The sequence below is a fragment of the Pseudomonas sp. W15Feb9B genome, assembly GCF_000828175.1.
Taxonomy (GTDB): domain Bacteria; phylum Pseudomonadota; class Gammaproteobacteria; order Pseudomonadales; family Pseudomonadaceae; genus Aquipseudomonas; species Aquipseudomonas parakoreensis.
The window spans coordinates 12,901-39,690 of record NZ_JTKF01000035.1 but is presented as its reverse complement, the minus strand read 5'-3'; the positions used below and the strand labels follow the sequence as shown (position 1 = coordinate 39,690).

Below are 26,790 nucleotides of genomic sequence, written 5' to 3'. Positions count from 1 at the left end.
GTTAAAATGCCGGCCCATTTCGTCAACGACTCCCGAATTTTCGTATGTCCCGACTCAATCCCCGGCAGCAAGAAGCCGTGAACTACGTCGGCGGCCCTCTATTGGTGCTCGCCGGCGCTGGCTCCGGCAAGACCAGCGTGATCACCCGCAAGATCGCGCACCTGATCCAGAACTGTGGCATCCGCGCCCAGTACATCGTCGCCATGACCTTTACCAACAAGGCCGCGCGCGAGATGAAGGAGCGGGTCGGCACCCTGCTGCGTGCCGGCGAAGGTCGCGGCCTGACGGTCTGCACCTTCCACAACCTGGGCCTGAACATCATCCGCAAGGAGCATGCGCGGCTGGGCTACAAACCCGGTTTCTCGATCTTCGACGAGACCGACGTCAAAGCCCTGATGACCGACATCATGCAGAAGGAATACGCAGGCGACGACGGCGTCGACGAGATCAAGAACATGATCGGCGCCTGGAAAAACGACCTGATCCTGCCGGCCCAGGCGCTGGAAAACGCGCGCAATCCCAAGGAACAGACCGCTGCCATCGTTTACACCCACTACCAGCGCACGCTCAAGGCGTTCAACGCGGTGGACTTCGACGACCTGATCCTGCTGCCCGTAAAGCTCTTCGAAGAGCACGCCGACATTCTCGAAAAGTGGCAGAACAAGGTGCGTTACCTGTTGGTCGACGAATATCAGGACACCAACGCCAGCCAGTACCTGCTGGTGAAAATGCTCATCGGCAAGCGCAATCAGTTCACCGTGGTGGGCGACGACGACCAGTCGATCTACGCCTGGCGCGGCGCGCGGCCGGAAAACCTGATGCTGCTCAAGGACGACTATCCGTCGCTGAAAGTGGTGATGCTGGAGCAGAACTACCGCTCCACCAGCCGCATCCTGCGCTGCGCCAACGTGCTGATTTCGAACAACCCGCACGAATTCGAAAAGCAACTGTGGAGTGAGATGGGCCACGGCGACGAGATCCGCGTGATCCGCTGCCGCAACGAGGACGCCGAAGCCGAGCGCGTGGCCATGGAAATCCTCAGCCTGCACTTGCGTACCGACCGCCCGTACAGCGATTTCGCGATTCTCTATCGCGGCAACTACCAGGCCAAGCTGATCGAACTGAAGTTGCAGCACCACCAGGTGCCGTATCGCCTGAGCGGCGGCAACAGTTTCTTCGGGCGTCAGGAAGTGAAGGACCTGATGGCCTACTTCCGCCTGATCGTGAACCCGGATGACGACAACGCCTTCCTGCGGGTGATCAACGTGCCGCGCCGGGAAATCGGCTCCACGACGCTGGAAAAACTCGGCAACTACGCCACCGAACGCAAGATCTCGATGTACGCCGCCACCGACGAAATCGGTCTGGGCGAGCATCTGGACAGCCGCTTCACCGATCGCCTGTCGCGCTTCAAGCGCTTCATGGACAAGGTTCGTGAACAGTGCGCCGGCGAAGACCCGATCTCGGCCCTGCGCAGCATGGTCATGGACATCGACTACGAGAATTGGCTGCGCACCAACAGCTCCAGCGACAAGGCTGCGGACTACCGGATGAGCAACGTCTGGTTCCTGATCGAGGCCTTGAAGAACACCCTGGAAAAAGACGAAGACGGCGAGATGACCGTCGAAGACGCCATCGGCAAACTGGTCCTGCGCGACATGCTCGAACGTCAGCAGGAAGAAGAGGACGGCGCCGAGGGCGTGCAGATGATGACCCTGCATGCGTCCAAGGGCCTGGAATTCCCTTACGTGTTCATCATGGGCATGGAAGAGGAAATCCTCCCGCACCGCTCCAGCATCGAAGCCGACACCATCGAAGAGGAGCGCCGCCTGGCCTACGTGGGCATCACCCGCGCGCGCCAGACCCTGGCCTTCACCTTCGCTGCCAAACGCAAACAGTACGGCGAGATCATCGATTGCGCGCCCAGCCGCTTCCTCGATGAACTGCCGCCGGACGATCTGGCGTGGGAAGGCAACGACGACACACCGACCGAAGTCAAAGCCGTGCGGGGCAACAGCGCACTGGCTGATATACGCGCGATGTTAAAGCGCTAGAATTGACCACTTTTTACTAGACCTTCGGCGCACAAAGCGCCAAATGAGGACAGCTTCATGGAAGCATTGCACCAGAAAATCCGCGAACAAGGCATCGTGCTTTCCGACCAGGTCCTGAAGGTCGACGCCTTCCTGAACCACCAGATCGACCCGGCCCTGATGAAGCTGATCGGCGACGAATTCGCCACGCTGTTCAAGGATTCGGGCATCACCAAGATCGTCACCATCGAAGCCTCGGGCATTGCCCCGGCGATCATGACCGGTCTGAACCTCGGCGTGCCGGTGATCTTCGCCCGCAAGCAACAGTCCCTGACCCTGACCGAAAACCTGCTGTCAGCGACCGTTTACTCGTTCACCAAGAAGACCGAAAGCACCGTGGCCATCTCGCCGCGTCACCTGACCAGCAGCGACCGCGTGCTGATCATCGACGACTTCCTGGCCAACGGTAAGGCTTCGCAGGCGCTGATCTCGATCATCAAACAGGCTGGCGCCACGGTTGCCGGTCTGGGCATAGTGATCGAGAAGTCATTCCAGGGTGGGCGTGCCGAGCTGGACTCGCAGGGCTATCGTGTTGAATCGCTGGCTCGCGTGAAGTCGCTGAAGGATGGCGTCGTGACCTTCATCGAATAACGGCTGAAAGACGCAAGTACACCGCAATTCCTGTGGGAGCTGGCTTGCCAGCGATGGCGACCTATCCTTCAACATCCACGTTGACTGATACACCGCCATCGCGGGCAAGCCCGCTCCCACAGTTTTTTTGTCGTTTTTTATTGCGCGGTGGCCTTCAGGCCGGTGAGCAGCAGGCGCTGGAACAGGTCTTCCTTCAAGCCTTCCGAGTTGGTCAGTTGCATCCGCTCCAGATGCTCGGGATACAACGAAGCGTCTGGCGCATCCAGCGCGGCCTTGCCCAGCTCCAATATCTCGCTCAGCTTGAATTTGCTCTTCAGCCAGTTCAGCGCTCGCAGCAGATCGCGCTCGATCGCGGTGAAATCACAACCCAGCGGATACTCCGGAAACAGGTTCGGATGCTTTGCGGCGATGGCCTGCAAGCGTTGCGGGGTGTTGTCGGCAAATCGCGGATCGAGGCGGAAGTCCTTCGGCAGCTTGCCGACCTTCTGTGCCTGCTCGATCAACCCCGGCTGGAAGCGCGAATCGCTGATATTGAGCAACGACTCGATCACCACCGCATCGGCCTTGCCGCGCAGGTCGGCGATGCCGTACTCGGTGACCACGATGTCACGCAGGTGCCGTGGAATCGTGCAGTGGCCGTACTCCCAGACAATGTTCGAACTGACCTCGCCGCCGGACTCGCGCCAGCTGCGCAGGATCAGAATCGAGCGTGCATCGTGCAGCGCGTGGCCCTGGGCGACGAAGTTGTATTGCCCGCCAACACCGCTGAGCACCCGCCCGTCCTCCAGTTGATCGGCCACGCCCGCGCCCATCAGGGTCATGGTGAACACGGTGTTGATGAACCGTGCATCGAGGCGCTGCAAGCGCTTGAGCTCTTCCTGACCGTACAGCTCGTTGATGTAGCTGATGCGGGTCATGTTGAATTCGAGGCGTTTGCTCAGCGGCAGCTCGCGCAGGCGCTCATAGAAACTGCGCGGGCCGAGGAAAAAACCGCCGTGTACCGCGATGCCATCGGTCTGCGCCGACTCATCGAGGGTGCCGGCGTTGGCCTGCTCCTGAGTCTGCACGTCGGGGTAGACTTTGCGCCGGATGATCCCGGCATCGGCCAGCACCAGCAAACCATTGACGAACATCTCACTGCAGCCATACAGGCCCTTGGCGAATGGCGCGGTACCGCCCTCGCGTTCGATCAACTGCGCCCATTGGCTGAGATTGATGTCATTAAGCAAGGCTTGGTAACCGGCGTTATCTGCCTGCCGCGCCAGCAGTGCGGCGGTCAGTGCATCTCCCATCGAGCCGATGCCGATCTGCAACGTACCGCCGTCGCGCACCAGCGTACTGGCGTGCAAGCCGATGAAGTGATCCTGAAAGCCCACCGGCATGTTCGGCGTGGAAAACAGCGTGCTGCTGTCCTTTGCGTCGATCAGCAGGTCGAAGGTGTCGATATCGACTTCGGCATCGCCGGGCATGTACGGCAGGTCGGTGTGCACCTGACCCACCAGCAAAATGGTCTCCCCGGCATCGCGGCGCTTGGCGATCATCGGCAGCAGGTCAAGGGTGATGTCCGGGTTGCAGCTCAGGCTCAACCGATCGGGATGTTCGCTGCTGCTGGCAAGTAACTGCGCCACCAGATTGAGGCCGGCGGCATTGATGTCGCGGGCGGCGTGGCTGTAGTTGCTGCTGACGTAATCCTGCTGGGCCGGTGCGCTGTTGAGCAGGCTGCCGGGCTGCATGAAGAACTGTTCGATACGGATGTTGGCGGGCAGGCTGTCGCGGCGCAGGTCGGCGAGAAAATCGAATTCGGGGTAATCACCGAATACACGCTCGACGAAGGGTTCGATGAAGCGCTTCTGCAGACCGTCGCCCAGCGTCGGGCGGCCCAGGCACAGCGCGGTGTACATCGTCAGTTGTCGCTCGGGCAGATCCTTGATGCGCCGGTACAGCGCGTTGACGAAATGATTGGGCTTGCCCAGCCCCAGCGGCATGCCCATGTGGATATGCGCCGGCAAGCGTGCGAGCACCTCGTCCACTGCCTGTTCGATCGAACACAACTGCACCATCTGAAGCCTCCTGCCCGTTCCGTGAATAGAGGTAGACCGAGCTTGCCTCGACTTTGCTGCAAAGGACAGCCCACGTCGCGAATCGCAGGCACAAAAAAACCGTCCGAAGACGGTCTTTTTCGTCAGAAGCGCGGCTTATTTCAGGCCGGACATCTTCTGGATCGCGCCTTTCAACTCGTCATCCGAGCAATCGGCGCAAGTGCCTTTCGGCGGCATGGAGTTGATGCCGGTGATGGCCTTGGCCAGGATGCCGTCGAGTCCGCCCTGATGATCGGCGCGGTCTTTCCAGGCGGCGGTGTCACCAATTTTCGGTGCGCCCAACAGGCCAGTGCCGTGGCAAGCGTTGCAATGTTTTGCAATCACTTCATCCGGGGTCTTCGCACCACCGCCGCCGCCCGCAGAGGCAGCAACTTCCATTCCTTTGCATTCCTGCCCCTGAACGCACACCTGGCCGACCGGCTCGAGGCGCTTGGCAATGTCGTCATTCGTCGCAGCTTGAGCGCTGACAGCCCAGAGGGCCAGTACGGTTGCTGGTGCGGCCAGCATTTTCATAATTAGGTTCACGCGTTCACCCTCAATGGTGGCTATTCACGCCTGCGGCCACGGTTCGCAGGCGGGCGCAAGTATAGCGGGTAGCCCGCCACACTGAAACAACCCCATAGTCGAAGGGGTTATACCGCGCAGTGGAAAAACTCTTCGGATGCCTTCGCCGTCATGGCCTGGCGCCTCTGTGTTTAAAAATTTGCCGGCGTGGCTGCGCTGATTAGTCGCGCAGGCGCGTCGAACGGATTACGGAAACGGTGCGGCTTGGTACTTTCAAAATAGTAGCTGTCGCCGGCTTCGAGAATAAAAGTTTCCAGCCCCACCACCAGTTCCAGACGACCTTCCACCAGAATCCCGGTTTCCTCGCCTTCATGGGTGAGCATTTCTTCGCCGGTATCGGCGCCGGGCGGGTAGATTTCGTTGAGGAATGCGATGGCCCGGCTCGGGTGCGCGCGGCCGACCAGTTTCATGGTCACCGCGCCGTCGGAGATGTCGATCAGCTCGTTGGCCTTGTAGACGATCTGGGTCGGGACTTCCTGCAGGATTTCTTCGGAAAAGAACTCGACCATGGACATGGGAATCCCGCCCAGTACCTTCCTCAGCGAACTGATCGAAGGGCTGACGCTGTTCTTTTCGATCATCGAAATGGTGCTGTTGGTGACGCCCGCGCGTTTGGCGAGTTCACGCTGGGAAAGCCCTTTGAGCTTGCGGATCGATTGCAGTCGTTCACCGACGTCCAAGGCGGGAGCCTCCTGATGTTGTAAGAATATTGAGCGTTATCATGGCGACAGCGTTCAGTATTTACAACACTTGGCCCCCGCAGCGGCGTCAACCCTCGGAATAGAGCCTTGGCACCCGACGCAGGTTGCAGAAGATCTGGTACGGAATGGTGTCCGCCCACTGCGCCACTTCGCTGGCGAGGATGTTTTTGCCCCACAGCTCGACGGTCGAACCGAGGTCTGCTTCCGGCACCTCAGTGAGGTCGATGCACAGCATGTCCATCGACACGCGACCGAGAATCCGGCTGCGTTTACCGGCCACCAGCACTGGCGTGCCGGTCGGTGCCTGACGCGGGTAGCCGTCGGCATAGCCCATGGCGACCACGCCGATGCGCATCGGCTTATCGGTAATGAATTTGGCGCCGTAGCCGATTGGCTCGCCGGCGGGCAATTCACGCACGCAGATGACTTTCGATTCGAGCGTCATCACCGGTTGCAGGCGCTCGGCCACGGCGTTGGCTTCTTCGAACGGGGTTGCGCCATAGAGCATGATGCCCGGGCGGACCCAGTCGCTGGGGATCTGCGGCCAACCGAGCACCGCCGGCGAATTGCGCAGGCTGACTTCGGCCGCCAGGCCCTGACGCGCCGCCTCGAACACCGCCACTTGATCGGCGCTGCTCTGCTCGTGCAACTCATCGGCACGGGCGAAGTGACTCATCAGCACGATCTTCGCCACTTTGCCGCTGGCCAGCAGGCGTTGATAGGCCGCCGCGTAATCCTTCGGATGCAGGCCCACACGGTGCATCCCGGAATCGAGCTTCAACCACACGGTGATCGGTTTGCTCAATGCCGCCTGCTCGATGGCTTCGAGCTGCCACAACGAATGCACAACGCACCAAAAATCATGCTCGACGATCAGCGCCAGTTCATCGGCTTCGAAAATGCCCTCGAGCAACAACACCGGGGCCTTGATGCCCGCCGCGCGCAGCTCCAGCGCTTCTTCGATGCAGGCGACGGCGAACCCGTCGGCCTCGGCTTCCAGCGCCTGGGCGCAACGCACCGCGCCGTGACCGTAGGCATCAGCCTTGATCACCGCCAGCGCCTTGGCGCCGGTGACTTCGCGGGCAATTCGGTAGTTGTGGCGCAGGGCTTCTAGGTCGATCAGGGCACGGGCAGGACGCATGGCGGCAGACTTCTAGGCGGTCATGGGAATAAAAACCGGCGCTGGCTGACGGCGTGAACCGCCAACAGCGCCGGGAGAGGGATCTTTGAAACGGTTACGGCAACGCGGCGACGATGGAAATCTCGACGAGGATGCTCGGCTTGGCCATCTTCGCTTCGACAGTGGCGCGGGCCGGCGCGGCGCCTTTGGGCAGCCACTGATCCCACACCGAGTTCATCCCGGCAAAGTGCGCCTCGATGTCGTTCAGGTAGATCGTCGCCGACAGCAGGTGCTGCTTGTCAGTCCCTGCCAGATCCAGCAAACGCTCGATGTTGGCGAGCACGTCGCGGGTCTGCTGTTCGACCCCGGCGTTGAAGTCATCACCGACCTGACCGGCCAGATACACGGTGCCGTTGTGGGTGACGATCTGACTCATGCGCTCATTGGTGAGCTGGCGCTGGATTGCCATGTTTTGCGGACTCCTGAGGCTTGTTGCCGTAACGGGAAATATCGAGGCCTTCGGCGCTGATCTGCGGCTTTTTCTTCGCCATCAGATCGGCCAGCAAACGACCGGAACCGCACGCCATGGTCCAACCCAGCGTGCCGTGACCGGTGTTGAGGAACAGGTTCTTGAACGGCGTGGCACCCACGATTGGCGTGCCGTCCGGCGTGGTCGGACGCAAACCGGTCCAGAAGCTCGCCTCGGTCAGATTGCCGCCCTGAGGATAAAGGTCGTTGACAATCATCTCCAGGGTTTCGCGCCGACGCGGGTTGAGCGACAGGTCAAAACCGGCGATTTCCGCCATGCCGCCGACGCGGATGCGGTTGTCGAAACGGGTGATCGCGACCTTGTAGGTCTCGTCGAGAATGGTCGAAGTCGGCGCCATGTCCGGGTTGGTGATCGGCACGGTCAGCGAGTAGCCCTTGAGCGGATACACCGGGGCCTTGATGCCCAACGGCTTGAGCAGTTGCGGCGAGTAGCTGCCGAGGGCCAGCACGTAGCGGTCGGCGGTTTCCAGCTTGCCGTCGATCCACACGCCGTTGATGCGGTCGCCAGCGTAGTCGAGGCGCTGGATGTCCTGACCGAAGCGGAATTCCACACCGAGTTTCACGGCCATTTCCGCCAGACGCGTGGTGAACATCTGGCAGTCGCCCGTTTGGTCGTTCGGCAGACGCAAGGCGCCGGCGAGGATATCGGTGACATTGGCCAGCGCCGGCTCGACGCGGGCAATGCCGGCGCGGTCGAGGACTTCAAACGGCACGCCGGATTCTTTCAGCACGGCGATGTCTTTGGCGGCGCCATCCAGCTGCGCCTGGGTGCGGAACAGTTGCGTGGTGCCCAGGCTACGGCCTTCGTAGGCGATGCCGGTTTCGGCACGCAGTTCGTCGAGGCAGTCGCGGCTGTACTCGGACAGACGCACCATGCGCTCCTTGTTCACCGCGTAACGGCTGGCGGTGCAGTTGCGCAGCATCTGCGCCATCCACAGGTACTGGTCGATATCGGCAGTGGCCTTGATCGCCAGCGGCGCGTGGCGCTGCAGCAGCCATTTGATGGCCTTGAGCGGCACGCCCGGCGCGGCCCACGGCGAAGCGTAACCCGGCGACACCTGGCCGGCGTTGGCGAAACTGGTCTCCATGGCCACGGCTGGCTGCCGGTCGACCACCACCACTTCAAACCCGGCACGGGCCAGATAGTAAGCACTGGCGGTACCGATGACGCCGCTACCCAAGACCATTACGCGCATTTTTGTATCCCTCATCGCGGCGGGGCCGCGTACGTCTGTTGTTAGAGCAATGATGCGCGCAGTGTAAAAAAGAATGGCCAGTGCATTTCACTATATAAGCGCCTATATTTGGCGACAATTCTCGGCAAAAACCCTTTTCACGGAGGCGCATCCCCTATGCGTACCAACACTCAGACCAAACGTGAGCTGGACAAGATCGACCGCAACATCTTGCGGATCCTGCAGGCAGACGGGCGCATATCGTTTACCGAACTCGGGGAGAAGGTTGGTTTGTCCACCACGCCGTGCACTGAGCGGGTGCGACGGCTGGAGCGTGAGGGGATCATCATGGGCTACAACGCCCGCCTGAATCCGCAGCACTTGAAGGGTAGCCTGCTGGTGTTCGTCGAGATCAGCCTCGACTACAAATCCGGCGACACGTTCGAGGAGTTTCGCCGCGCGGTGCTGAAACTGCCGCACGTGCTGGAATGCCACCTGGTGTCAGGGGATTTCGACTATCTGGTGAAGGCGCGGATTTCCGAGATGGCTTCGTACCGCAAGCTGTTGGGCGACATTCTGTTGAAGCTGCCGCATGTGCGCGAGTCGAAGAGTTATATCGTGATGGAAGAGGTGAAGGAGAGTTTGAGCCTGCCGATTCCGGACTGAGATTTGTGCTGCCTGATCCGGCCCCATCGCTGGCAAGCCAGCTCCCACAGGTTCAGTGGTCAACAGATATTCTGCGAACGACAACGATCACTGTGGGAGCTGGCTTGCCAGCGATTGGGTCGACTCAGTTCCAGCAATTGCGCTAAACCAGCACCTGCCGATTCGAAGCCATGTACTCGAAGATCTGCTTTTCCACCCGTGGATGAATCAGCTCCACCGGCCCCCGCCCGTTCGGGCACGGCAGGGTTTTGGTGGTACCGAACAAGCGGCAAATCAGCGGACGCTCGCCATACACCGTGCAACCATTGGGGCCCAGGTGCACACAGTTCAGCTCTTCCATCGCCGCATCCTGTTCGGCGCGGGTCTTGCGCGGCAGACGTGACATTTCTTCCGGGGAAGTGGTCACCGGTCCACAGCAGTCATGGCAGCCGGGCACGCAGTCGAACGTGGGGATCTGCTGACGCAGGTCGCGAAGGGTCTGGCGATTGCAACTCATCGAAACGGTAACCCACATGAAATAGGCGGCAATTGTGCCGCAAAAGCCGTGATCCATACAGCAACGACCGACTAGTGTTGCCCGTGCTCGGGCGTGCGGCTTATGCTCCGTCAAATTTTCTCGACACTCAGCCGCTGGATGACGCCCATGAACGCCCGCGCCCGAACCTTCGCGAGCCAACCCCACGTTGCCTCTTACTACGCCGCCAGCAGCCTGTCGCAGCCCGATCATCCGCAGCTGCAAGGTGAAGTGATGGCCGACGTGTGCGTGGTCGGCGGCGGGTTTTCCGGGTTGAATACCGCGCTGGAACTGGCCGAACGCGGCCTCAGCGTGGTGTTACTGGAGGCGCACCGGATCGGCTGGGGCGCCAGTGGCCGCAACGGCGGGCAGTTGATTCGCGGGGTCGGCCACGGCCTCGACCAGTTCGCCAATGTCATCGGTGCTGACGGCGTACGCCAGATGAAACTGATGGGCCTGGAAGCGGTGGAAATCGTCCGTCAGCGCGTCGAGCGCTTTCAGATCCCGTGCGATCTGACCTGGGGCTACTGCGACCTCGCCAACAAGCCGGCCGACCTCGAAGGCTTCGCCGAAGACGCCGAAGAGCTGCGCAGCCTCGGCTATCGCTACGAAACCCGTCTGCTGCAAGCCGATGAAATGCACACCGTGGTCGGCTCCAAACGTTACGTCGGGGGCTTGATCGACATGGGCTCCGGGCATTTGCACCCGCTGAACCTGGCGCTGGGCGAAGCCGCTGCCGCACAGCAATTGGGTGTGAAGCTGTTCGAGCAATCGGCGGTGACGCGGATCGATTACGGCACCGAGGTTCGCGTCCACACCGCTCAAGGTTCAGTGCGGGCGAAAACCCTGGTGCTGGGCTGCAACGCTTACCTCAACGACCTCAATCCGCAACTCAGCGGCAAAGTGCTCCCGGCCGGCAGCTACATCATCGCCACCGAGCCGTTGAGCGAAACCCAGGCGCACAGCCTGCTGCCGCAAAACATGGCGGTCTGCGACCAGCGGGTGGCGCTGGATTACTACCGGCTCTCGGCGGATCGGCGTCTGCTGTTCGGCGGTGCCTGCCATTATTCCGGGCGTGATCCGAAGGACATCGGCGCCTACATGCAACCGAAGATGCTCGAAGTGTTTCCACAACTGGCAGGCGTGAAGGTCGACTATCAATGGGGCGAGATGATCGGCATCGGTGCCAACCGATTGCCACAGATTGGCCGACTCAATGACCAGCCGAACGTGTATTACGCCCAGGCCTATTCCGGGCACGGAGTGAATGCCACGCACCTGGCCGGCAAGCTGCTGGCCGAGGCTATCAGCGGGCAGCACAGCGGTGGCTTCGATCTGTTTGCCAAGGTGCCGCACATCACTTTCCCCGGCGGCAAGCATCTGCGCTCGCCGTTGCTGGCGTTGGGGATGTTGTGGCATCGCCTCAAAGAGTTGGTCTGATGTTTTTGCTGCGTCCTTGAAGCCGACATCGCTGGCAAGCCAGCTCCCACAGGTTTTTGCGGCGAATACAAATATTGTGAACACCAAATTACTGTGGGAGCTGGCTTGCCAGCGATGAGGCCCGCCAGAAAAATACAGGTTTCAGATCCGCCAGAACGGCTTCAACCCCTCTTCATTTGCTTGCTCCCGGGTCAACCCGACGTCCTTGAGCTGCTCCGGCGTCAGATTCAAAAGCGCCTTGCGCGTGTGCAGACGATGCCAGAACAGGCCCCAGCGACTCAGGCCGGACGGCGCGTTGCGCATGGCGCTATTCCATGCGCTGTCCTCCTGCCCTGCCGCCAGTTCCTGACTGTGTAACGTCAGCCGCACATCGCTCAAGCCGTTCATTTTTGTCGCTCCTGTTTACTTGGATAGCCAGAGATTCCATGATGCGCGGGTCGGCAAAAGCATTACAGATTCAACACATCTGTATTAATCCCATACAGATTTGCCGCTTCTGCGTCTGAATCACCGATTTTTGCTGCATCTGTACTGGTTTAATGAATCACCTGCATCGAGGCAGTGCCATGACCCTGTATGTGAACCTCGCCGAGCTGCTCGGCACCCGCATCGAACAAGGCTTCTACCGTCCCGGTGATCGCCTGCCTTCGGTGCGCGCCCTGAGCGTAGAACACGGGGTCAGCCTGAGCACCGTGCAGCAGGCCTATCGCATGCTTGAAGACAGCGGCCTGGCAACGCCGAAACCCAAGTCCGGCTACTTTGTTCCGGTGGGCCGCGAGCTGCCGGAGCTGCCCGCCGTCGGGCGTCCGGCGCAGCGGCCGGTGGAGATTTCGCAGTGGGATCAAGTGCTGGAGCTGATTCGCGCAGTACCGCGCAAGGACGTGGTGCAACTGGGTCGCGGCATGCCCGACGTGACCACGCCCACCCTGAAACCACTGCTGCGTGGGCTGGCACGGATCAGCCGACGCCAGGACATGCCCGGGCTGTATTACGACAACATCCACGGCACCCTCGAACTGCGCGAGCAGATCGCCCGGCTGATGCTCGATTCCGGCTGTCAGTTGAGCGCCAGCGATCTGGTGATCACCACCGGTTGCCACGAAGCGCTGTCCACCAGCATCCACGCGATCTGCGAGCAGGGCGATATCGTCGCGGTGGATTCGCCGAGCTTCCACGGCGCCATGCAGACCCTCAAAGGGCTGGGCATGAAAGCCCTGGAAATCCCCACCGATCCACTGACCGGCATCAGCCTCGAAGCGCTGGAACTGGCGCTGGAGCAGTGGCCGATCAAGGTCATCCAGATCACCCCCAACTGCAACAACCCGCTGGGCTACATCATGCCAGAGTCGCGCAAACGCGCGTTGTTGACGCTGGCGCAGCGTTTCGATGTGGCGATCATCGAGGACGACGTGTATGGCGAACTGGCTTACACCTACCCGCGACCGCGCACGATCAAATCCTTCGACGAGGATGGCCGCGTGCTGCTGTGCAGTTCGTTTTCCAAGACCCTGGCGCCGGGGCTGCGCATCGGTTGGGTCGCGCCGGGACGGTATCTGGAACGGGTGCTGCACATGAAATACATCAGCACCGGTTCCACCGCGCCACAGCCGCAGATTGCCATTGCCGAATTTCTCAAAGGTGGCTACTTCGAACCGCACTTGCGGAGAATGCGCACGCAATACCAGCGCAATCGCGACGTAATGATCGATTGGGTGACGCGCTATTTCCCGGCCGGCACTCGCGCCAGTCGTCCGCAAGGCAGCTTCATGCTGTGGGTCGAATTGCCGGAGGCTTTCGATACGCTGAAACTCAATCGTGCATTGCATGACCAAGGTGTGCAGATTGCCGTCGGCAGCATCTTTTCCGCGTCGGGCAAGTATCGCAATTGTTTGCGGATGAATTACGCGGCGAAACCGACACCGCAGATCGAAGAAGCGGTGCGCAAGGTCGGCGCGGCGGCGATCCGGCTGCTGGCCGAGTCCGAATCACTCGAGCTGAAACGTACCGTACCCCTCGAAGCGCTGAAGGTCGGCGACACGGCTTGAGGTATCGCTGACGCGGGCTTCGATCTGCAGTTCCACCTCCAGATGGCGCCCGGTGGCGATGCTGCCCGCGCGCTGGTTCACGATGCGATCGCCAGGCTGCAGCAAATCCGCCGCGCCCGTCCGGCCTCCCTCGCGCTGCCATTGCACCGGCGCGCCATCCAGACGCGCCGCCACTATGCGTAGCTGCAAGCGTCCCGCTGCCCACCGATAATCCAGCGCATCGCTGTTCGGGGCAGAAAACGACCAGGTGAACGAACGCGCGACCGGGCATTGAATCCGTAGGTGAACCGTGCGCACCCCAAAACTGCCGTCATTGCCCGACTGCCGGGCGCGCAGCTCCGGCCGCGTCGAAATGCCATAGTCCACAGCGCTCGGTGAGAGCGTCATCTGACAGGCGTCGCTGGCCATGACCGACGTTGCTGCCAGCGCTCCCAGCGTGATCAGGATAATCCGTCGAAGCATGCGCAATAACTCGCTCATGTGAGATTCAAAGGCTGACAGAGCACGTCGACGGGCTCGATCAACGCGTGCTCGTCCGGCGCTTCAGCCAGATTGAATTGCAGGTCGCAGTGCGCGCTATCCGACAGTTGCACCCGCAGCAGTTGCCCGGGTTTGATATCCGGAAGAAAGATCGTCCCGGCCTCAAGCACCGTGGTCACGAATGCGCCTTGCCGGTCTTGAACAAGCAAACCACTGGGCAGCCATTGCCGATCAACCGTTCTGGCCTTCAACAGCACACGCCGCACGCGAGTGACGGTGAAATCCAGATGCTGAACCGAGCCGCGCCCGGCCTCCACCTCCTGATAACCGTCGAGCACCTCCACATTGCGCGGCAGGCTCAGTGGGTCGACCTCCAGCCTGGCCGTCGCATAGGGCGGCAGACTCGCCGCTACTGCCCGGCCCGCAACGTCCGTCCACACCGGACCTTGCGGCGTGTACAGCTTCAGACCCGCACGGTCACCAGCCTTGAGCACGGCAAAGGTCTCGCGCAGCGGATACGGCGACAGCGTCACACCGTCGCGATGCAGCGCCATGCCGCCACGCAGGCCCACGTCGAACTCACTTGCGCTGTCACGCTGGTTCAGGCCCAGGTCCACACGGCTGTAATGCGTCAGTGCGTTGACCCGCAATCCCAGCGATGGCGCTGCGGCTTCACGCTGTTCGGCGCTGGCGCTATAAGCCAGGGTTTCACTGAGCACCTCGCTCATCGACACGCCACTGCGCACTCCGGATCGCGGATCGCTGCGCACATAGCTACGGGCCCTGCGCTGCTCATCCAATGGCATCCCGACCGTCAGATAAGCCGAGGTGCCCCGACGCCACGCGTCGACATCGCCGATGCTGCGCTCAAGACTCAACGACAGGCTGATCCGCTCGGGCAACGTCTGCGACCAGGACAAACCCAGGCGCATGTGTGGCGGTTCGTCCACGCTGGTGTAGCGCGACCAGGTCATGCCGAATGCCCCCCAGCGCTCGACAGTACCGTTGAGCGAAAATGTCCAGTGATCGCGCCCGGGGGCCTCGGCGCGTCCCCGCTGCTGGTTCCACCCCATGTCCGACAGGGTGCGAAAGCCCTGACCACGGCGCACCGCAACCACGCTGGTGGACAGATTCGGCGACAACACGGCACTGACGGTCATTTGTAATTGATGCCCTGCAATACCTGTCTCTCGATCACTGGACAGCACCTGGCGCACACCGGTGCTCAGATTGCCCGGCCATTGACGCTGCAGCCCCCAGCCTGCCGACAGGTAGTCCGCCCCACCCAGGATCCCGCCGCTCACGCGCAACGCTCGCGACAGACTCCATTCCCGGCCAAAGGTGGCAAACGATGGCGCCTGACGATCATCCGCACCCTGGCGTCGCACCGTGCCCAGCGCCAGATTGAAGCCGTCGGCGCGATCAAATTGTGAATCCTGCAGGCTGGCTGCCGGGACGCGAAAACGCCGCACTTGCCCTTCCTGCTCGTGCACGCTGACTTCGAGGTCGAGTTGGGTGCTCAACAATGGCAGCGCGCGCAGAGTGAATGGCCCACCGGGAACCCGCGTGGTGTAGATCAGCACGCCGTTCTGTCGGACTTCGATTCGCGAGGGTGACCAGGCAATGCCCTCGACCTCGCCACGCGCGCCCTGCTGTGCCGCGCGCAATTGCGCGAACGCATCCTCCGGCAGAATCTGCACACCGCTGAACGCTTCGCCGGCAAACAAGGGCGACTGCAGGTTCAACTGACCGATCTGCACGCTGGTTTCGTAGTCTTCCAGGGTGCGCATGCCATAGGCATACAGATGCTCGAAGCGCGTACTGTCGGGCAATTGCGTATAGGACTGGCGACTGCGCAAAACCCAGTTGCCAGCGTTCAAGCCAATCTCCGAACCCAGGCTGCGAAAATCGCTGCGCTGCCCCCCTGACTGGCCGCCCATGACCAACGCATCGTAATTGAACACGCCGCCGACACCGCCGTTGGTGAAGGTGTGCGGTTGAGGTCCCGGCAACGCCAGCAGGTCGGTCGGTAGCAGCAGGTCGATCTGCTCCTGGCCGGGATGCAGCTCGACGATGGCCGAGGGCAGACCTTCGCGCAGTGTCAGACACGGGTCGACCGGCGCCGGAGCCGCTTGTGCGCGCACGCCGGCAGCCTTGAGCAAGGCCGGTTGCAGGCACGGCTCGCCCTCGGCATCGAACGTCACGAACACCCGACCTCGAGGCTGTCCATTGACCTCCAGCGCGACCAGACGTGTGCCCTGGGAGAAACGCGGTGCCTGGCGAAAGTACGCCGCCAATGCCGGATCGAGTCCGCGCTCGCGCAGCATCTGCGTATCGAACTCCACCACCTCGCCGGCCAGCGCCACGCCGACACCCTGAGCCATCACCAGCGCCAGTCCCCGACGGGCAGAAGCGCGCATCAATGCGTTACCGGAGCATCGAAGTGATCCACCGCGAAGCCATAGGTGGTGGCCGGGAAAATCCGTACGGCCATGGCCCGCACCGTCGAGCTCAACGGTAACCGGACGGCCAGGCGCTCTCCGGGCAGGATCCAGGTACGCGGCAGCTCCACAACCTGCGTGCCCGGCAGCGGAACAATCGCCTTCGCCAGCCGCACAACGTAAGGACTGGGATTACTGACCAGCAGGCCTTCAGCCGTGGCCGACCAGCTCAGCCGCTTCCATGGCTCGCGCTCGACTGGCAGGCCGGCGGGGCGCAGGATCACCGGCAGGTTTTGCCGAACCCCCAGATTGACCCGGGCGCCGTCGACACCTGTGACAGGATTGATCCCCTCAAAGATCACCCGCTTCAGACGCTCGGTCTGCAACGGTTCGGCGCTCTGCAAAATAAACCGTACCTGCTGCACCGCGCCAGCCTCGACCCGGGCCACCGACGGGCTGAACAGCAACAGCGTCTGATCATGCGGCTCGATGTCTACGACCGTGGTATGCAGCAGGGCCGGACGCGTTTCGGTATTGCGCACGTTCATGGTTGCCTCGCCCACGCCCTCATCCACCACCAGCACAGGGGTCTGCGGCACCATGCCCGCAGCGTGGACGACAGGCATCAAAAGCAGGGCGAGCAGGCACAGTGGCAGCGCCCTGAAGACAGGACGACACATCGAAATCGACATCGGTATTGTTCCGCTGGGAATGGCAACGCCCCCGTCAAAGGGCGCGCCGAAAGAGCGAGAAAGAACCCGGCCATGGCCGGGTTCTGACGATCAGAGGTAGTACATATCGAACGTGACCGAGCCATCGAGCGGAATCTCGCTGGTGATCGGCAGTGCGTTACTCGGACCAATGATCGGCAGCAGGCTCATCGGAAACCCGTGGTGGCGCGCCGCGACCGGGCCAGCGGCCACGCCCGTCCCCCAGGAGTACAGCGCCGGGGCATTGCTTACCAGCGGCGAGGAAGGCAGTTGCCACGTCGGCGCCGCCAGGCTTCGGGTGATCAGGGTCTGCTGGATGCCGTCGGCCTCCGGACGCCCGTGGCGCAGCGCAAAGCCACCGATACGGATGCCGTTGATTTCACCCAGGCCATAGAACAAGGCCGCATCGCTGTTACCGGCGCCATCGCTGATACCCGGCAGTTTGGTCGCCGCGCGATTGTCTCTGACCGACACTTCCACCGGTGCTGGCGCATCGCAGTTGATGTGCAGCGATATATCGTGCGTCGGCAGCAGCGTCTGCGTGGTCTTGTTCAGTGTGGCTGCCGATATCTTGCGCAAATCTACCGTGCCGCCACCGGCAAACGCGGGAATGCACGACGTCGGAATGATGGTTCCGATCACGCTCAGGTCCACGCTTTCGGCAACCGCCAGTGTGGGTATTACTGCAGCCGCAACGGCGGCCATCCATGTTGATGTTTTCATCAGTCCCTACCTGTTCGGCTATTTATAAATGGCAGTGGTTCAGTGCATCGCTTTCACGAGGCCGTGAACGCCGGGGCGATGATTTCGTTTTTTGTAGGCTCCGTATGTAGGAATAGGCACCAAGCCAAAACAGAAAAAACGACAAAGCAAATAGTCCAAAGCCACATGCGAACTCATTCCTACTTTCGAACGACTAATGGTTTACCCAATGTGGCGAGGATCTGCCTTGAAGGGTCTTTGAAATCCTCTGCATGCCATACTCCGCCCCCCAGCCTCCAGCCGAGAAAGCAACGTGCGACCCGGAAAAAAATTGCTCGCTGTCTGCGTGTTGTGTTCGTTGGCCAGTGGTTGCGCAACCCTTGATGTACCGCGCGAACCCAGCCAGGTGTTGCCGGCCACCGGCTCGGTATTCGGCCGTTCGATCCACGCCCAGGCCGCGCCCTATCAGGGCCGTTCCGGCTTCCGCTTGCTGTCCAACAGCACTGAAGCGTTCACCGCGCGCGCCGAACTGATCCGCAATGCGCAAACCAGCCTCGACTTGCAGTACTACATCGTTCACGACGGTGTCAGCACGCGGATGCTGGTGGAAGAACTGCTCAAGGCTGCCGACCGCGGCGTGCGCGTACGCATCCTGCTCGATGACACCACCAGCGACGGTCTGGACACGATCATCGCCACGCTGGCGGCGCACCCACAGATTCAGATTCGCCTGTTCAACCCGCTGCACTTGGGTCGCAGCACCGGCGTGACCCGCGCTGCCGGACGCCTGTTCAACCTGTCGCTGCAACACCGGCGCATGCACAACAAACTGTTTCTGGCCGACAACAGCGTGGCCATCGTCGGCGGGCGCAATCTGGGCGACGAGTACTTCGATGCCGAGCCGAACCTGAATTTCACCGACATCGACATGCTCAGCGTGGGCCCGGTGGCCGAACAGCTCGGGCACAGTTTCGACCAGTACTGGAACAGCGCGCTGAGCAAGCCGATCGACGAATTCCTCTCCAGCAAACCGAGCATCAAAGACCTGCAAAACACCCGCACACGCCTGGAAGAATCGCTGGATGAAACTCGCAAACAGAACCACGCGCTGTATCAACAGTTGATGACGTTCAAGACCGCGCCGCGCATGGATATCTGGCGCAAGGAACTGATCTGGGCCTGGAACCAGGCACTGTGGGACGCGCCGAGCAAGGTGCTGGCCAAGGATGAGCCGGATCCGCAACTGCTGCTGACCACGCAACTGGCGCCGGAGCTGCGCGGCGTCAGCAAAGAACTGATCATGATTTCGGCGTACTTCGTGCCCGGCCAGCCGGGGCTGGTGTACCTGACCGGACGCGCCGACGCCGGGGTCTCGGTGAGCCTGCTGACCAATTCGCTGGAAGCCACCGATGTGCCAGCGGTGCACGGCGGGTACGCGCCGTACCGCAAGGCGTTGCTGGAACACGGTGTGAAACTGTATGAACTGCGCCGTCAGCCCGGGGACAACTATGGCAGCGGTCCGCATTTGTTTTACAGCAAGTCGTTCCGCGGCTCGGACTCCAGCCTGCACAGCAAGGCGATGATTTTCGATCGACAGAAAGCATTTATCGGCTCGTTCAACTTCGATCCGCGCTCAGTGCTGTGGAACACCGAAGTCGGGGTTCTGGTGGACAGCCCGGAACTGGCCGAACACGTGCGCGAACTGGCCCTGCAAGGCATGGCGCCGGCCCTGAGTTATCAGGCGAAACTGCAGGATGGCGAGATCGTCTGGGTGACCGAGGACAACGGCCAAATGCACACGCTGAGCAAGGAACCGGGGAGTTGGTGGCGGCGCTTCAACGCGTGGTTCAGCACCACTGTCGGTCTTGAGCGGATGTTGTAATCGCATTTGTAGCGCTCCCACAGGGAAGTATTCAAGCAGTCTGTGGTTCGGTGCCGAATGCACCTTGGCGCATCAGCAGAATCACCAATCCAAACGCCCCCGCCGCCATCAACAACGGCAACGCATGCCCGCTGATCCACTGACTGCCCGCCCCCGCCAGCAACGGCCCGATCAGACAGCCGACACCCCACAGCTGCGCAATGTGCGCATTGGCCCGCACCAGCGCATCGTCGCGATAACGCTCGCCGATCAGAATCAGTGACAAGGTGAACAGGCCACCGGCACTGGCGCCGAACAACACCCACAACGGCCAGATCAGCAGCGTGTCGATCAACAGCGGAATCGCCAGACTCGACAGCATCAGGATCACTGCGCAACCGGCGAACAACGTGCGCCGCGACAGGTAATCCGCCAGCGCGCCGATCGGCAGTTGCAACAGCGCATCGCCGACCACCACCGTGCTGACCATCGCCAACGCAATCTCGGCGGTGAAGCCCTGTTGCAGGCAATACACCGGCAACAGCGTGAGGATCATCGCTTCGAACGCGGCGAACAGTGACACCGCCCAGGCAATCGCCGGCAGCTCCCGGGCAAACCCCCACAGATCGCTGAACGTAACGCTGCTGGATTCACTGCTCGGCGCACCACTGCGACCCATCAACAGCAATGGCGAGACTGTCAGCAGCCCGACACCGACCCAGAAACCATAATCGTGCTCAGTGCCAAGCGCGCCCAGCAGCAGCGGGCCAGACAGTTGGCTCAGCGCATAGCTGCTGCCATACAGAGCGACGAGACGACCGCGCCAGTGTTCGACGACCAGTTGATTGATCCAGCTCTCGCCGAGGATGAATACGATGGTCAGGATCACCCCGATCATCAGGCGCAGCACCAGCCAGACCGGATAACTCGGCAACAGCGCGAGCAAGCCGATCGACAACGCCCCGGCCCACAGGCACAGGCGCATGAGGTTGGCGGTGCCGAAACGTGCCGCCAGATGACTGGAAATCTTCGCCCCCAGCAACACGCCAATGGCCGGCATCGCCGCCATCACACCGATGGCAAAAGAACCGTAACCCCAGCCCTCCAGGCGCAACGACACCAGCGGCATGCTGACCCCCAGGGCCAGACCGACACTCAAGACAGACGCCAACACGGCGAAATACGTCGCCCAACGCATGGTCCACGCTCCTGTGGATATTTTTATAGGCACCACAAAACCCCTGTGGGAGCGAGCCTGCTCGCGAATACGGTTTCACATTCAGCCCATGGCTGACTGATACACCGCTTTCGCGAGCAGGCTCGCTCCCACAGGGGATCGCTGTTTCGTCAGGGAGCCCGGCGTTGCCGGGCTCCCGTGAACGGCTTACAGCTTGATCCACGTCGCCTTCAGCTCGGTGTACTTGTCGAATGCATGCAGCGACTTGTCTCGACCGTTGCCCGACTGCTTGAAGCCGCCGAATGGTGCGGTCATGTCGCCGCCATCGTACTGGTTGACCCACACGCTGCCGGCGCGCAGCGCTTTAGCGGTCAGGTGCGCTTTGGAGATGTCCTGGGTCCACACTGCTGCGGCCAGGCCATACGGCGTATCGTTGGCGATCTGGATCGCCTCTTCGGCGGTGTCGAAAGCGATGACCGACAGCACAGGGCCGAAGATCTCTTCCTGAGCGATCTTCATCGCGTTGCTCACGCCGTCGAAAATCGTCGGCTCGACGTAGGTGCCACCGGTTTCCTGGAGGATGCGCTTGCCGCCAGCGACCAGTTTGGCGCCATCGCTGTGACCGGATTCGATGTACGACAGCACGGTATTCATCTGCTGGGTATCGACCAGCGCACCAACGTTGGTCGCCGGATCCAGTGGATTGCCCGGCTTCCAGGTTTTCAGCGCCTCGATCACCATCGGCAGGAATTTGTCCTTGATCGAACGCTCGACCAGCAGACGCGAACCGGCGGTGCAGACCTCGCCTTGGTTGAAAGCAATGGCACTGGCGGCGGATTCGGCAGCGGCTTGCAGGTCCGGCGCATCGGCGAAGACGATGTTCGGACTCTTGCCGCCGGCTTCCAGCCACACGCGCTTCATGTTCGATTCGCCGGAATAGATCATCAACTGCTTGGCGATCTTGGTCGAACCGGTGAACACCAGCGTGTCGACATCGTTGTGCAACGCCAACGCCTTGCCAACGGTGTGGCCGTAGCCCGGCAGCACGTTGAGCACGCCTTTCGGAATACCGGCCTCAACGGCCAGAGCAGCGATGCGGATGGCAGTCAGCGGGGATTTTTCCGACGGCTTGAGGATCACCGAGTTACCGGTCGACAGCGCCGGGCCGAGTTTCCAGCAGGCCATCATCAGCGGGAAGTTCCACGGCACGATGGCGCCGACCACGCCGACCGGCTCGCGGGTCACCAGACCCAGTTGATCGTGCGGAGTGGCGGCGACTTCGTCGTAGATCTTGTCGATCGCCTCGCCGCTCCAGCTCAGGGCCTGCGCCGCGCCGGGCACGTCGATGTACAGCGAATCGCTGATCGGCTTGCCCATGTCGAGGGTTTCGAGCAGCGCCAGTTCTTCGGCGTGCTGCTTGAGCAGGCCGGCGAAACGAATCATGGTGGCTTTGCGTTTGGTCGGTGCCAGGCGCGACCAGACGCCGGAATTGAAGGTGGCGCGAGCGTTTTCCACGGCGCGCTGAGCGTCGGCGGCGTCACAGCTGGCGATCTTGCCCAGCAGACGGCCATCGACCGGGCTGATGCACTCGAAAGTCTCGCCAGAAACGGCGTCGGTGTATTCACCGTTGAGGTAGGCGCGGCCTTCAATCTTCAGGTCGCGGGCGCGTTGTTCCCAATCGGCACGAGTCAGGGTGGTCATTCGAGTGTCCTCCTCTTGTTGAATAGAGCGCCGCGTTCTTCGCGGTCGTCTTCAGGAATGCTGCCCGGCCAGCCTGCTTTTCGGCCCAAGGCACCCGCCACCCTAAACCAGCGGCCGGGTTTGTTTCAATATATTTGACATAAGCGCGCCATACGACCTTGCGGTGTTCATTTTAATAAACATAGACTCTGGCCCTTTCAAGCCACCGCGCCGTCATCACGGGAGAAAACAACAATGAACATCCAGAACGTCGTCGACATCAGCCTGACCACCAGCGCAGCCGAACGCTATCGCCCGGACCCGGCCAAAGTGCTCAAGGGTGATCCCGAGCAAGCGGTGTTCAATCAATACGACAGCCCTTGCGGGCAAATGGGTGTTGGCGTGTGGGAAGGTGCGGTTGGCCAATGGACGGTCAATTACACCGAACACGAATATTGCGAAATCCTGCAGGGAGTTTCGGTGCTGCGTGACAGCGATGGCAATGCCAAGACCTTGCGCGTGGGTGACCGCTTTGTGATTCCAGCGGGCTTCCGTGGCACCTGGGAAGTGCTGGAGGCTTGCCGCAAGGTCTATGTGATCTTTGAACAGAAGGCTTGAGGACTTTCGCTGACTGATCCGGCCCTATCGCTGGCAAGCCAGCTCCCACAGGTTTTGTGATTAACACCAACATTGTGAACACCGGTAATCACTGTGGGAGCTGGCTTGCCAGCGATGAGGCCCGGCCTGACACCGCAGAAATCCGAGGCAACAAAAAAGGCCCGTGTCGTGAGATACGGGCCTTTTTCGTAAGTCGGGAAAAATCAATTACTTGATTTTGCCTTCCTTGTAGATCACGTGCTTGCGAACAACCGGATCATATTTCTTGATCTCGATTTTGTCCGGGGTAGTACGCTTGTTCTTGTCGGTAGTGTAGAAGTGACCAGTACCGGCGCTCGAAATCAAACGAATCAATTCACGCATGATTAGCTCCCTTAAATCTTGCCGTCGCGACGCAGCTCGGCCAGCACAACGCTGATGCCACGCTTGTCGATGATACGCATGCCTTTGGCGGAAACGCGCAGGCGTACGAAACGTTTCTCTTCTTCAACCCAGAAGCGGTGATGCTGCAGGTTCGGCAGGAAACGACGACGGGTTTTGTTGTTTGCGTGGGAAATGTTATTCCCGGTTACCGGACCCTTACCGGTAACTTGACATACTCTCGACATGCCTCAGCCCTCTAAAACCACATGCCCAACCCGGCATGGGTTGGCCGCTTAATCTCTCAGTCATTTGGCGCCAGGCGCCGCGTTTCTTTAGAGGTCTTACCGGCTACACCTACAGTGAAGGAACCGGGCCCCTAGAAAAGAGCGCTGCTTTATACCAGAAAGACCGGGGTGCAACAACAATGGATGTGCAATCGACCGGTAAAAACGCGCATTTTCCGGCTGCGGACGCTTTGGATAAAGGCTGAGGCGCGCTTTGACCACTCGTCGCAGAAAACCGCTTTAAAAGAGGTTTCCGACTTTTCCTCGCGCAACGTGGTCTGAAAAACACCACTGTCCCGGCCCGAAAAATGCAAAAAGGGGATAGTCATTTGCAATCCAGCCCTCTAGGGTAACCCTTTTCCAGACTGCACCTGCAGATGGGCCTTCGATCTGTAAAGGAAGCCGACCATGCGCCTCGCTGCCCTACCCCTGTTGCTCGCCCCGCTTCTGCTGAGCCCATTGGCCCAGGCTGCCGCCCTGAGCGTGTGCACCGAGGCCAGCCCTGAAGGGTTCGACGTGGTGCAATACAACTCGCTGACCACCACCAATGCCTCGGCCGACGTACTGATGAACCGCCTGGTGGACTTCGACACCGCCAGCGGCAAAGTCGTGTCAAGCCTGGCCGACAGCTGGGAAGTCAGCCCCGACGGCCTGAGTTACGTGTTCAAGCTGCACCCGCAGGTGAAGTTTCACAGCACTGACTATTTCAAGCCGACCCGCACCCTTAGCGCCGAAGACGTCAAGTTCAGCTTCGACCGCATGCTCGACCCGGCCAACCCATGGCACAAAGTGGCGCAAAGCGGCTTCCCGCACGCCCAGTCCATGCAGTTGCCGACGTTGATCAAGAAGATCGACGCACTCGACCCGCTGACCGTTCGCTTTACCCTTGACCACCCGGATTCGACGTTCCTCGCGACACTGAGCATGGGCTTCGCCTCCATCTATTCCGCCGAATATGCGGACAAGCTGCTCAAGGCCGACGCCACCGACAAGCTCAACAGCCAACCGATCGGTACCGGCCCGTTCGTGTTCACGCGCTTCCAGAAAGACGCCTCGGTGCGCTACAAGGCCAACCCGGACTACTTTGGCGGCAAGCCTGCGGTCGATCCGCTGATCTTCGCCATCACCCCTGACGCCAACGTGCGCCTGCAAAAACTGCGGCGCAACGAATGCCAGATCGCCTTGTCGCCAAAACCGCTGGACGTGAAGGCCGCGCAGGAAGAGCCGACGCTGAAAGTGGAAAAGACTGACGCGTTCATGACCGCTTTCGTCGGCATCAACAGCCAGCATCCACCGCTGGACAAGCCGGAAGTACGTCAGGCGATCAACCTCGCCTTTGACAAGGCCAACTACGTCAAAGCCGTATTCGAAGACACCGCCGAACCCGCCAACGGCCCTTACCCGCCGAACACCTGGAGCTACGCGAAGAACCTGCCGGGCTATCCGCACGACGTGGCCAAAGCCAAGGCGTTGCTGGCCAAGGCCGGACTCAAGGACGGCTTCCAGACCACCATCTGGACGCGTCCGTCCGGCAGCCTGCTCAACCCGAACCCGAGTCTGGGCGCGCAGTTGCTGCAATCGGACCTGGCAGAGATCGGCATTCAGGCGGAAATCCGTGTGATTGAGTGGGGCGAATTGATTCGCCGCGCCAAGGCGGGCGAGCATGATCTGCTGTTCATGGGTTGGGCCGGCGACAATGGTGACCCGGACAACTTCCTCACGCCGCAGTTTTCCTGCGCAGCGGTCAAGTCCGGCACCAACTTCGCCCGCTACTGCAATGCCGACCTGGACAAGCTGATCAGCGCCGGCAAAACCACCAGCGAGCAAGGCGTGCGCACCAAATTGTACGAACAGGCGCAGGCGCAGATTCAGCAGCAGGCGCTGTGGCTGCCGCTGGCACACCCGACCGCTTATGCGCTGACCCGAAAGGATGTGCAGGGTTACTCCGTGAGCCCGTTTGGGCGGCAGGACTACTCCAAGGTCAACCTGAAATAACCCACCACAACACAAAACCTGTGGGAGCTGGCTTGCCAGCGATAGCGGAAGGTCAGGCAATGAGAGGCTGAATGTGCCGACGCCATCGCGGGCAAGCCAGCTCCCACAGGGTTTTGCATTCTCCCACCGGATCTACATCCAACCACACTCCGCCATCGACAGCGGCTCGCCGTCGCCGATGATGAAGTGATCCAGCACTCGCACATCAATCAGATCCAGAGCCTTCTGCAGACGCTTGGTCAGTTGCCGATCCGCCTGGCTCGGATCGCTGTTCCCCGATGGATGGTTGTGGCAGAGAATCACCGCTGCCGCGTTGTTGGCCAATGAGCGCTTCACCACTTCCCGGGGATGCACACTGGTATTGTCGATCGAGCCGCGAAATAGCGCCTCGAACGTCAGCACTTGATGCTTGGAATCAAGAAACAGGCAGCCAAACACCTCGTGGGGCTCATGGCGCAGCATGGATTTGAGGTAATCCCGAACAGCCTGTGGATTCTCCAATGCCGGCTCTCTACGTGAGCGCTCGGCCAGATACCGGCGGTTCATTTCTTGGGCAGCCTGCAACTGCGCAAACTTTGCGGGCCCCAGCCCCAACTGTTTGCTGAATGCTTCCTGATCGGCCTCAAGCAACAAACGCAGGCTGCCGAACTGATTCAACAAGTGTCGCGCCAGGTCCACTGCGCTTTTTCCAGCGACTCCCGTACGCAAAAAAATCGCCAGCAACTCGGCGTCTGAAAGGCTCGCAGGGCCCTGTTCCAATAACCTTTCTCGCGGCCGCTCCGCCGCCGGCCAATCGCGAATACTCATACACTTTCCTTGTCTGTGGGCGCCGCTGTTCCGTAGCGGTCGCTGTGATATCGTAGCCCATCTTTTTTGCGGGCGAATTCACCCCTGGGGAGGGGGTTTCGCCACGTATCAACCA

25 protein-coding genes are annotated in these 26,790 nt (G+C 61.0%); 8 read left to right on the top strand and 17 right to left on the bottom strand.

The genetic code is table 11. From position 1 onward, the window contains the following. The first annotated feature begins 44 nt into the window (after positions 1–44). Positions 45–2,054: a DNA helicase Rep gene (rep, locus tag OC71_RS17930; RefSeq protein ID WP_027610430.1), complete on the top strand. Its 2,010-nt coding sequence runs from the start codon at positions 45–47 to the stop codon at positions 2,052–2,054. A gap of 57 nt (positions 2,055–2,111) precedes the next feature. After that, positions 2,112–2,684 (top strand): xanthine phosphoribosyltransferase, encoded by a 573-nt coding sequence (locus OC71_RS17925; protein WP_003229440.1) that lies wholly within the window; start codon positions 2,112–2,114, stop codon positions 2,682–2,684. Positions 2,685–2,821: 137 nt separating this feature from the next. Here OC71_RS17925 and OC71_RS17920 read toward each other — a convergent pair whose 3' ends face one another. The 6 genes from OC71_RS17920 to dadA all read right to left on the bottom strand — a co-directional run bounded on the left by OC71_RS17920 (position 2,822) and on the right by dadA (position 8,913). Then, positions 2,822–4,744 (bottom strand): acetyl-CoA hydrolase/transferase C-terminal domain-containing protein, encoded by a 1,923-nt coding sequence (locus tag OC71_RS17920; protein WP_041071965.1) that lies wholly within the window; start codon positions 4,742–4,744, stop codon positions 2,822–2,824. Positions 4,745–4,879: 135 nt separating this feature from the next. Then, a complete protein-coding gene (locus OC71_RS17915; protein WP_041071964.1) occupies positions 4,880–5,296 on the bottom strand; it encodes a cytochrome c5 family protein in 417 nt (138 codons plus the stop codon). 182 nt (positions 5,297–5,478) lie between these two features. Then, positions 5,479–6,027, bottom strand: a complete 549-nt coding sequence (locus OC71_RS17910; protein WP_007920393.1) for a cupin domain-containing protein — start codon at positions 6,025–6,027, stop codon at positions 5,479–5,481. 88 nt (positions 6,028–6,115) lie between these two features. Then, a complete protein-coding gene (gene alr / locus OC71_RS17905; protein WP_041071963.1) occupies positions 6,116–7,189 on the bottom strand; it encodes an alanine racemase in 1,074 nt (357 codons plus the stop codon). Between the two features lie 94 nt (positions 7,190–7,283). Continuing rightward, a complete protein-coding gene (locus tag OC71_RS17900) occupies positions 7,284–7,637 on the bottom strand; it encodes a RidA family protein (protein ID WP_041071962.1) in 354 nt (117 codons plus the stop codon). After that, complete coding sequence (gene dadA / locus OC71_RS17895) at positions 7,609–8,913, bottom strand: D-amino acid dehydrogenase (RefSeq protein ID WP_041071961.1); 1,305 nt, start codon at positions 8,911–8,913, stop codon at positions 7,609–7,611. The genes OC71_RS17900 and dadA overlap by 29 nt, the downstream gene beginning before the upstream one ends. 156 nt (positions 8,914–9,069) lie before the next feature. Here dadA and OC71_RS17890 point away from each other — a divergent pair, with 156 nt between their 5' ends. Continuing rightward, positions 9,070–9,558 (top strand): Lrp/AsnC ligand binding domain-containing protein, encoded by a 489-nt coding sequence (locus OC71_RS17890; protein WP_003177284.1) that lies wholly within the window; start codon positions 9,070–9,072, stop codon positions 9,556–9,558. Between the two features lie 142 nt (positions 9,559–9,700). Here OC71_RS17890 and OC71_RS17885 read toward each other — a convergent pair whose 3' ends face one another. Then, positions 9,701–10,054 carry a YkgJ family cysteine cluster protein gene (locus OC71_RS17885; RefSeq protein WP_041072178.1) on the bottom strand — a complete coding sequence of 118 codons (354 nt, stop codon included), beginning with the start codon at positions 10,052–10,054 and terminating at the stop codon, positions 9,701–9,703. Between the two features lie 147 nt (positions 10,055–10,201). Here OC71_RS17885 and OC71_RS17880 point away from each other — a divergent pair, with 147 nt between their 5' ends. Beyond that, the gene (locus tag OC71_RS17880) at positions 10,202–11,512 is read left to right on the top strand and encodes an FAD-binding oxidoreductase (protein WP_041071960.1); all 1,311 of its coding nucleotides are present in this window, start codon (positions 10,202–10,204) and stop codon (positions 11,510–11,512) included. Positions 11,513–11,653: 141 nt separating this feature from the next. Here OC71_RS17880 and OC71_RS17875 read toward each other — a convergent pair whose 3' ends face one another. Continuing rightward, positions 11,654–11,899 (bottom strand): DUF1127 domain-containing protein, encoded by a 246-nt coding sequence (locus tag OC71_RS17875; protein WP_041071959.1) that lies wholly within the window; start codon positions 11,897–11,899, stop codon positions 11,654–11,656. Positions 11,900–12,078: 179 nt separating this feature from the next. On the opposite strand from OC71_RS17875, the gene OC71_RS17870 reads away from it, so the two are divergent. Continuing rightward, positions 12,079–13,557 (top strand): PLP-dependent aminotransferase family protein, encoded by a 1,479-nt coding sequence (locus tag OC71_RS17870; RefSeq protein ID WP_041071958.1) that lies wholly within the window; start codon positions 12,079–12,081, stop codon positions 13,555–13,557. Here the strand turns inward: OC71_RS17870 and OC71_RS17865 are convergent. The 4 genes from OC71_RS17865 to OC71_RS17850 all read right to left on the bottom strand — a co-directional run bounded on the left by OC71_RS17865 (position 13,498) and on the right by OC71_RS17850 (position 17,911). Further along, positions 13,498–14,037 (bottom strand): hypothetical protein, encoded by a 540-nt coding sequence (locus OC71_RS17865; protein ID WP_041071957.1) that lies wholly within the window; start codon positions 14,035–14,037, stop codon positions 13,498–13,500. The genes OC71_RS17870 and OC71_RS17865 overlap by 60 nt on opposite strands. Continuing rightward, entirely contained in the window at positions 14,034–16,457 is a 2,424-nt protein-coding gene (locus OC71_RS17860; protein ID WP_041071956.1) for a fimbria/pilus outer membrane usher protein, read from the bottom strand. The genes OC71_RS17865 and OC71_RS17860 overlap by 4 nt, the downstream gene beginning before the upstream one ends. Continuing rightward, positions 16,457–17,170 carry a fimbria/pilus chaperone family protein gene (locus OC71_RS17855; protein ID WP_041071955.1) on the bottom strand — a complete coding sequence of 238 codons (714 nt, stop codon included), beginning with the start codon at positions 17,168–17,170 and terminating at the stop codon, positions 16,457–16,459. Before OC71_RS17855 ends, OC71_RS17860 begins: the two co-directional genes overlap by 1 nt. Positions 17,171–17,260: 90 nt before the next feature. Further along, positions 17,261–17,911: a DUF1120 domain-containing protein gene (locus OC71_RS17850; protein ID WP_041071953.1), complete on the bottom strand. Its 651-nt coding sequence runs from the start codon at positions 17,909–17,911 to the stop codon at positions 17,261–17,263. Between the two features lie 310 nt (positions 17,912–18,221). Here OC71_RS17850 and OC71_RS17845 point away from each other — a divergent pair, with 310 nt between their 5' ends. Beyond that, entirely contained in the window at positions 18,222–19,772 is a 1,551-nt protein-coding gene (locus tag OC71_RS17845; RefSeq protein ID WP_371260427.1) for a phospholipase D family protein, read from the top strand. 31 nt (positions 19,773–19,803) lie between these two features. Here the strand turns inward: OC71_RS17845 and OC71_RS17840 are convergent, their stop codons facing one another. Both OC71_RS17840 and OC71_RS17835 read right to left on the bottom strand, forming a co-directional pair. Next, positions 19,804–20,949, bottom strand: a complete 1,146-nt coding sequence (locus OC71_RS17840; protein WP_041071950.1) for an MFS transporter — start codon at positions 20,947–20,949, stop codon at positions 19,804–19,806. Between the two features lie 186 nt (positions 20,950–21,135). Next, positions 21,136–22,629: an aldehyde dehydrogenase gene (locus tag OC71_RS17835; protein ID WP_041071948.1), complete on the bottom strand. Its 1,494-nt coding sequence runs from the start codon at positions 22,627–22,629 to the stop codon at positions 21,136–21,138. Between the two features lie 234 nt (positions 22,630–22,863). Between OC71_RS17835 and OC71_RS17830 the strand changes: the two genes are divergently transcribed. Further along, a complete protein-coding gene (locus tag OC71_RS17830; protein WP_041071946.1) occupies positions 22,864–23,226 on the top strand; it encodes a cupin domain-containing protein in 363 nt (120 codons plus the stop codon). Between the two features lie 207 nt (positions 23,227–23,433). Here the strand turns inward: OC71_RS17830 and rpmG are convergent, their stop codons facing one another. Both rpmG and rpmB read right to left on the bottom strand, forming a co-directional pair. Further along, positions 23,434–23,589, bottom strand: coding sequence for a 50S ribosomal protein L33 (gene rpmG, locus OC71_RS17825; protein WP_003177274.1), 156 nt, complete (start codon positions 23,587–23,589; stop codon positions 23,434–23,436). A gap of 11 nt (positions 23,590–23,600) precedes the next feature. Beyond that, entirely contained in the window at positions 23,601–23,834 is a 234-nt protein-coding gene (gene rpmB, locus OC71_RS17820) for a 50S ribosomal protein L28 (protein ID WP_003229474.1), read from the bottom strand. A gap of 447 nt (positions 23,835–24,281) precedes the next feature. On the opposite strand from rpmB, the gene OC71_RS17815 reads away from it, so the two are divergent. Then, complete coding sequence (locus tag OC71_RS17815; RefSeq protein ID WP_041071942.1) at positions 24,282–25,868, top strand: ABC transporter substrate-binding protein; 1,587 nt, start codon at positions 24,282–24,284, stop codon at positions 25,866–25,868. A 132-nt stretch (positions 25,869–26,000) separates the two neighbouring features. On the opposite strand, the gene radC is transcribed toward OC71_RS17815, so the two are convergent. Then, entirely contained in the window at positions 26,001–26,675 is a 675-nt protein-coding gene (radC, locus tag OC71_RS17810; protein WP_041071940.1) for a DNA repair protein RadC, read from the bottom strand. Positions 26,676–26,790: the final 115 nt, after the last annotated feature.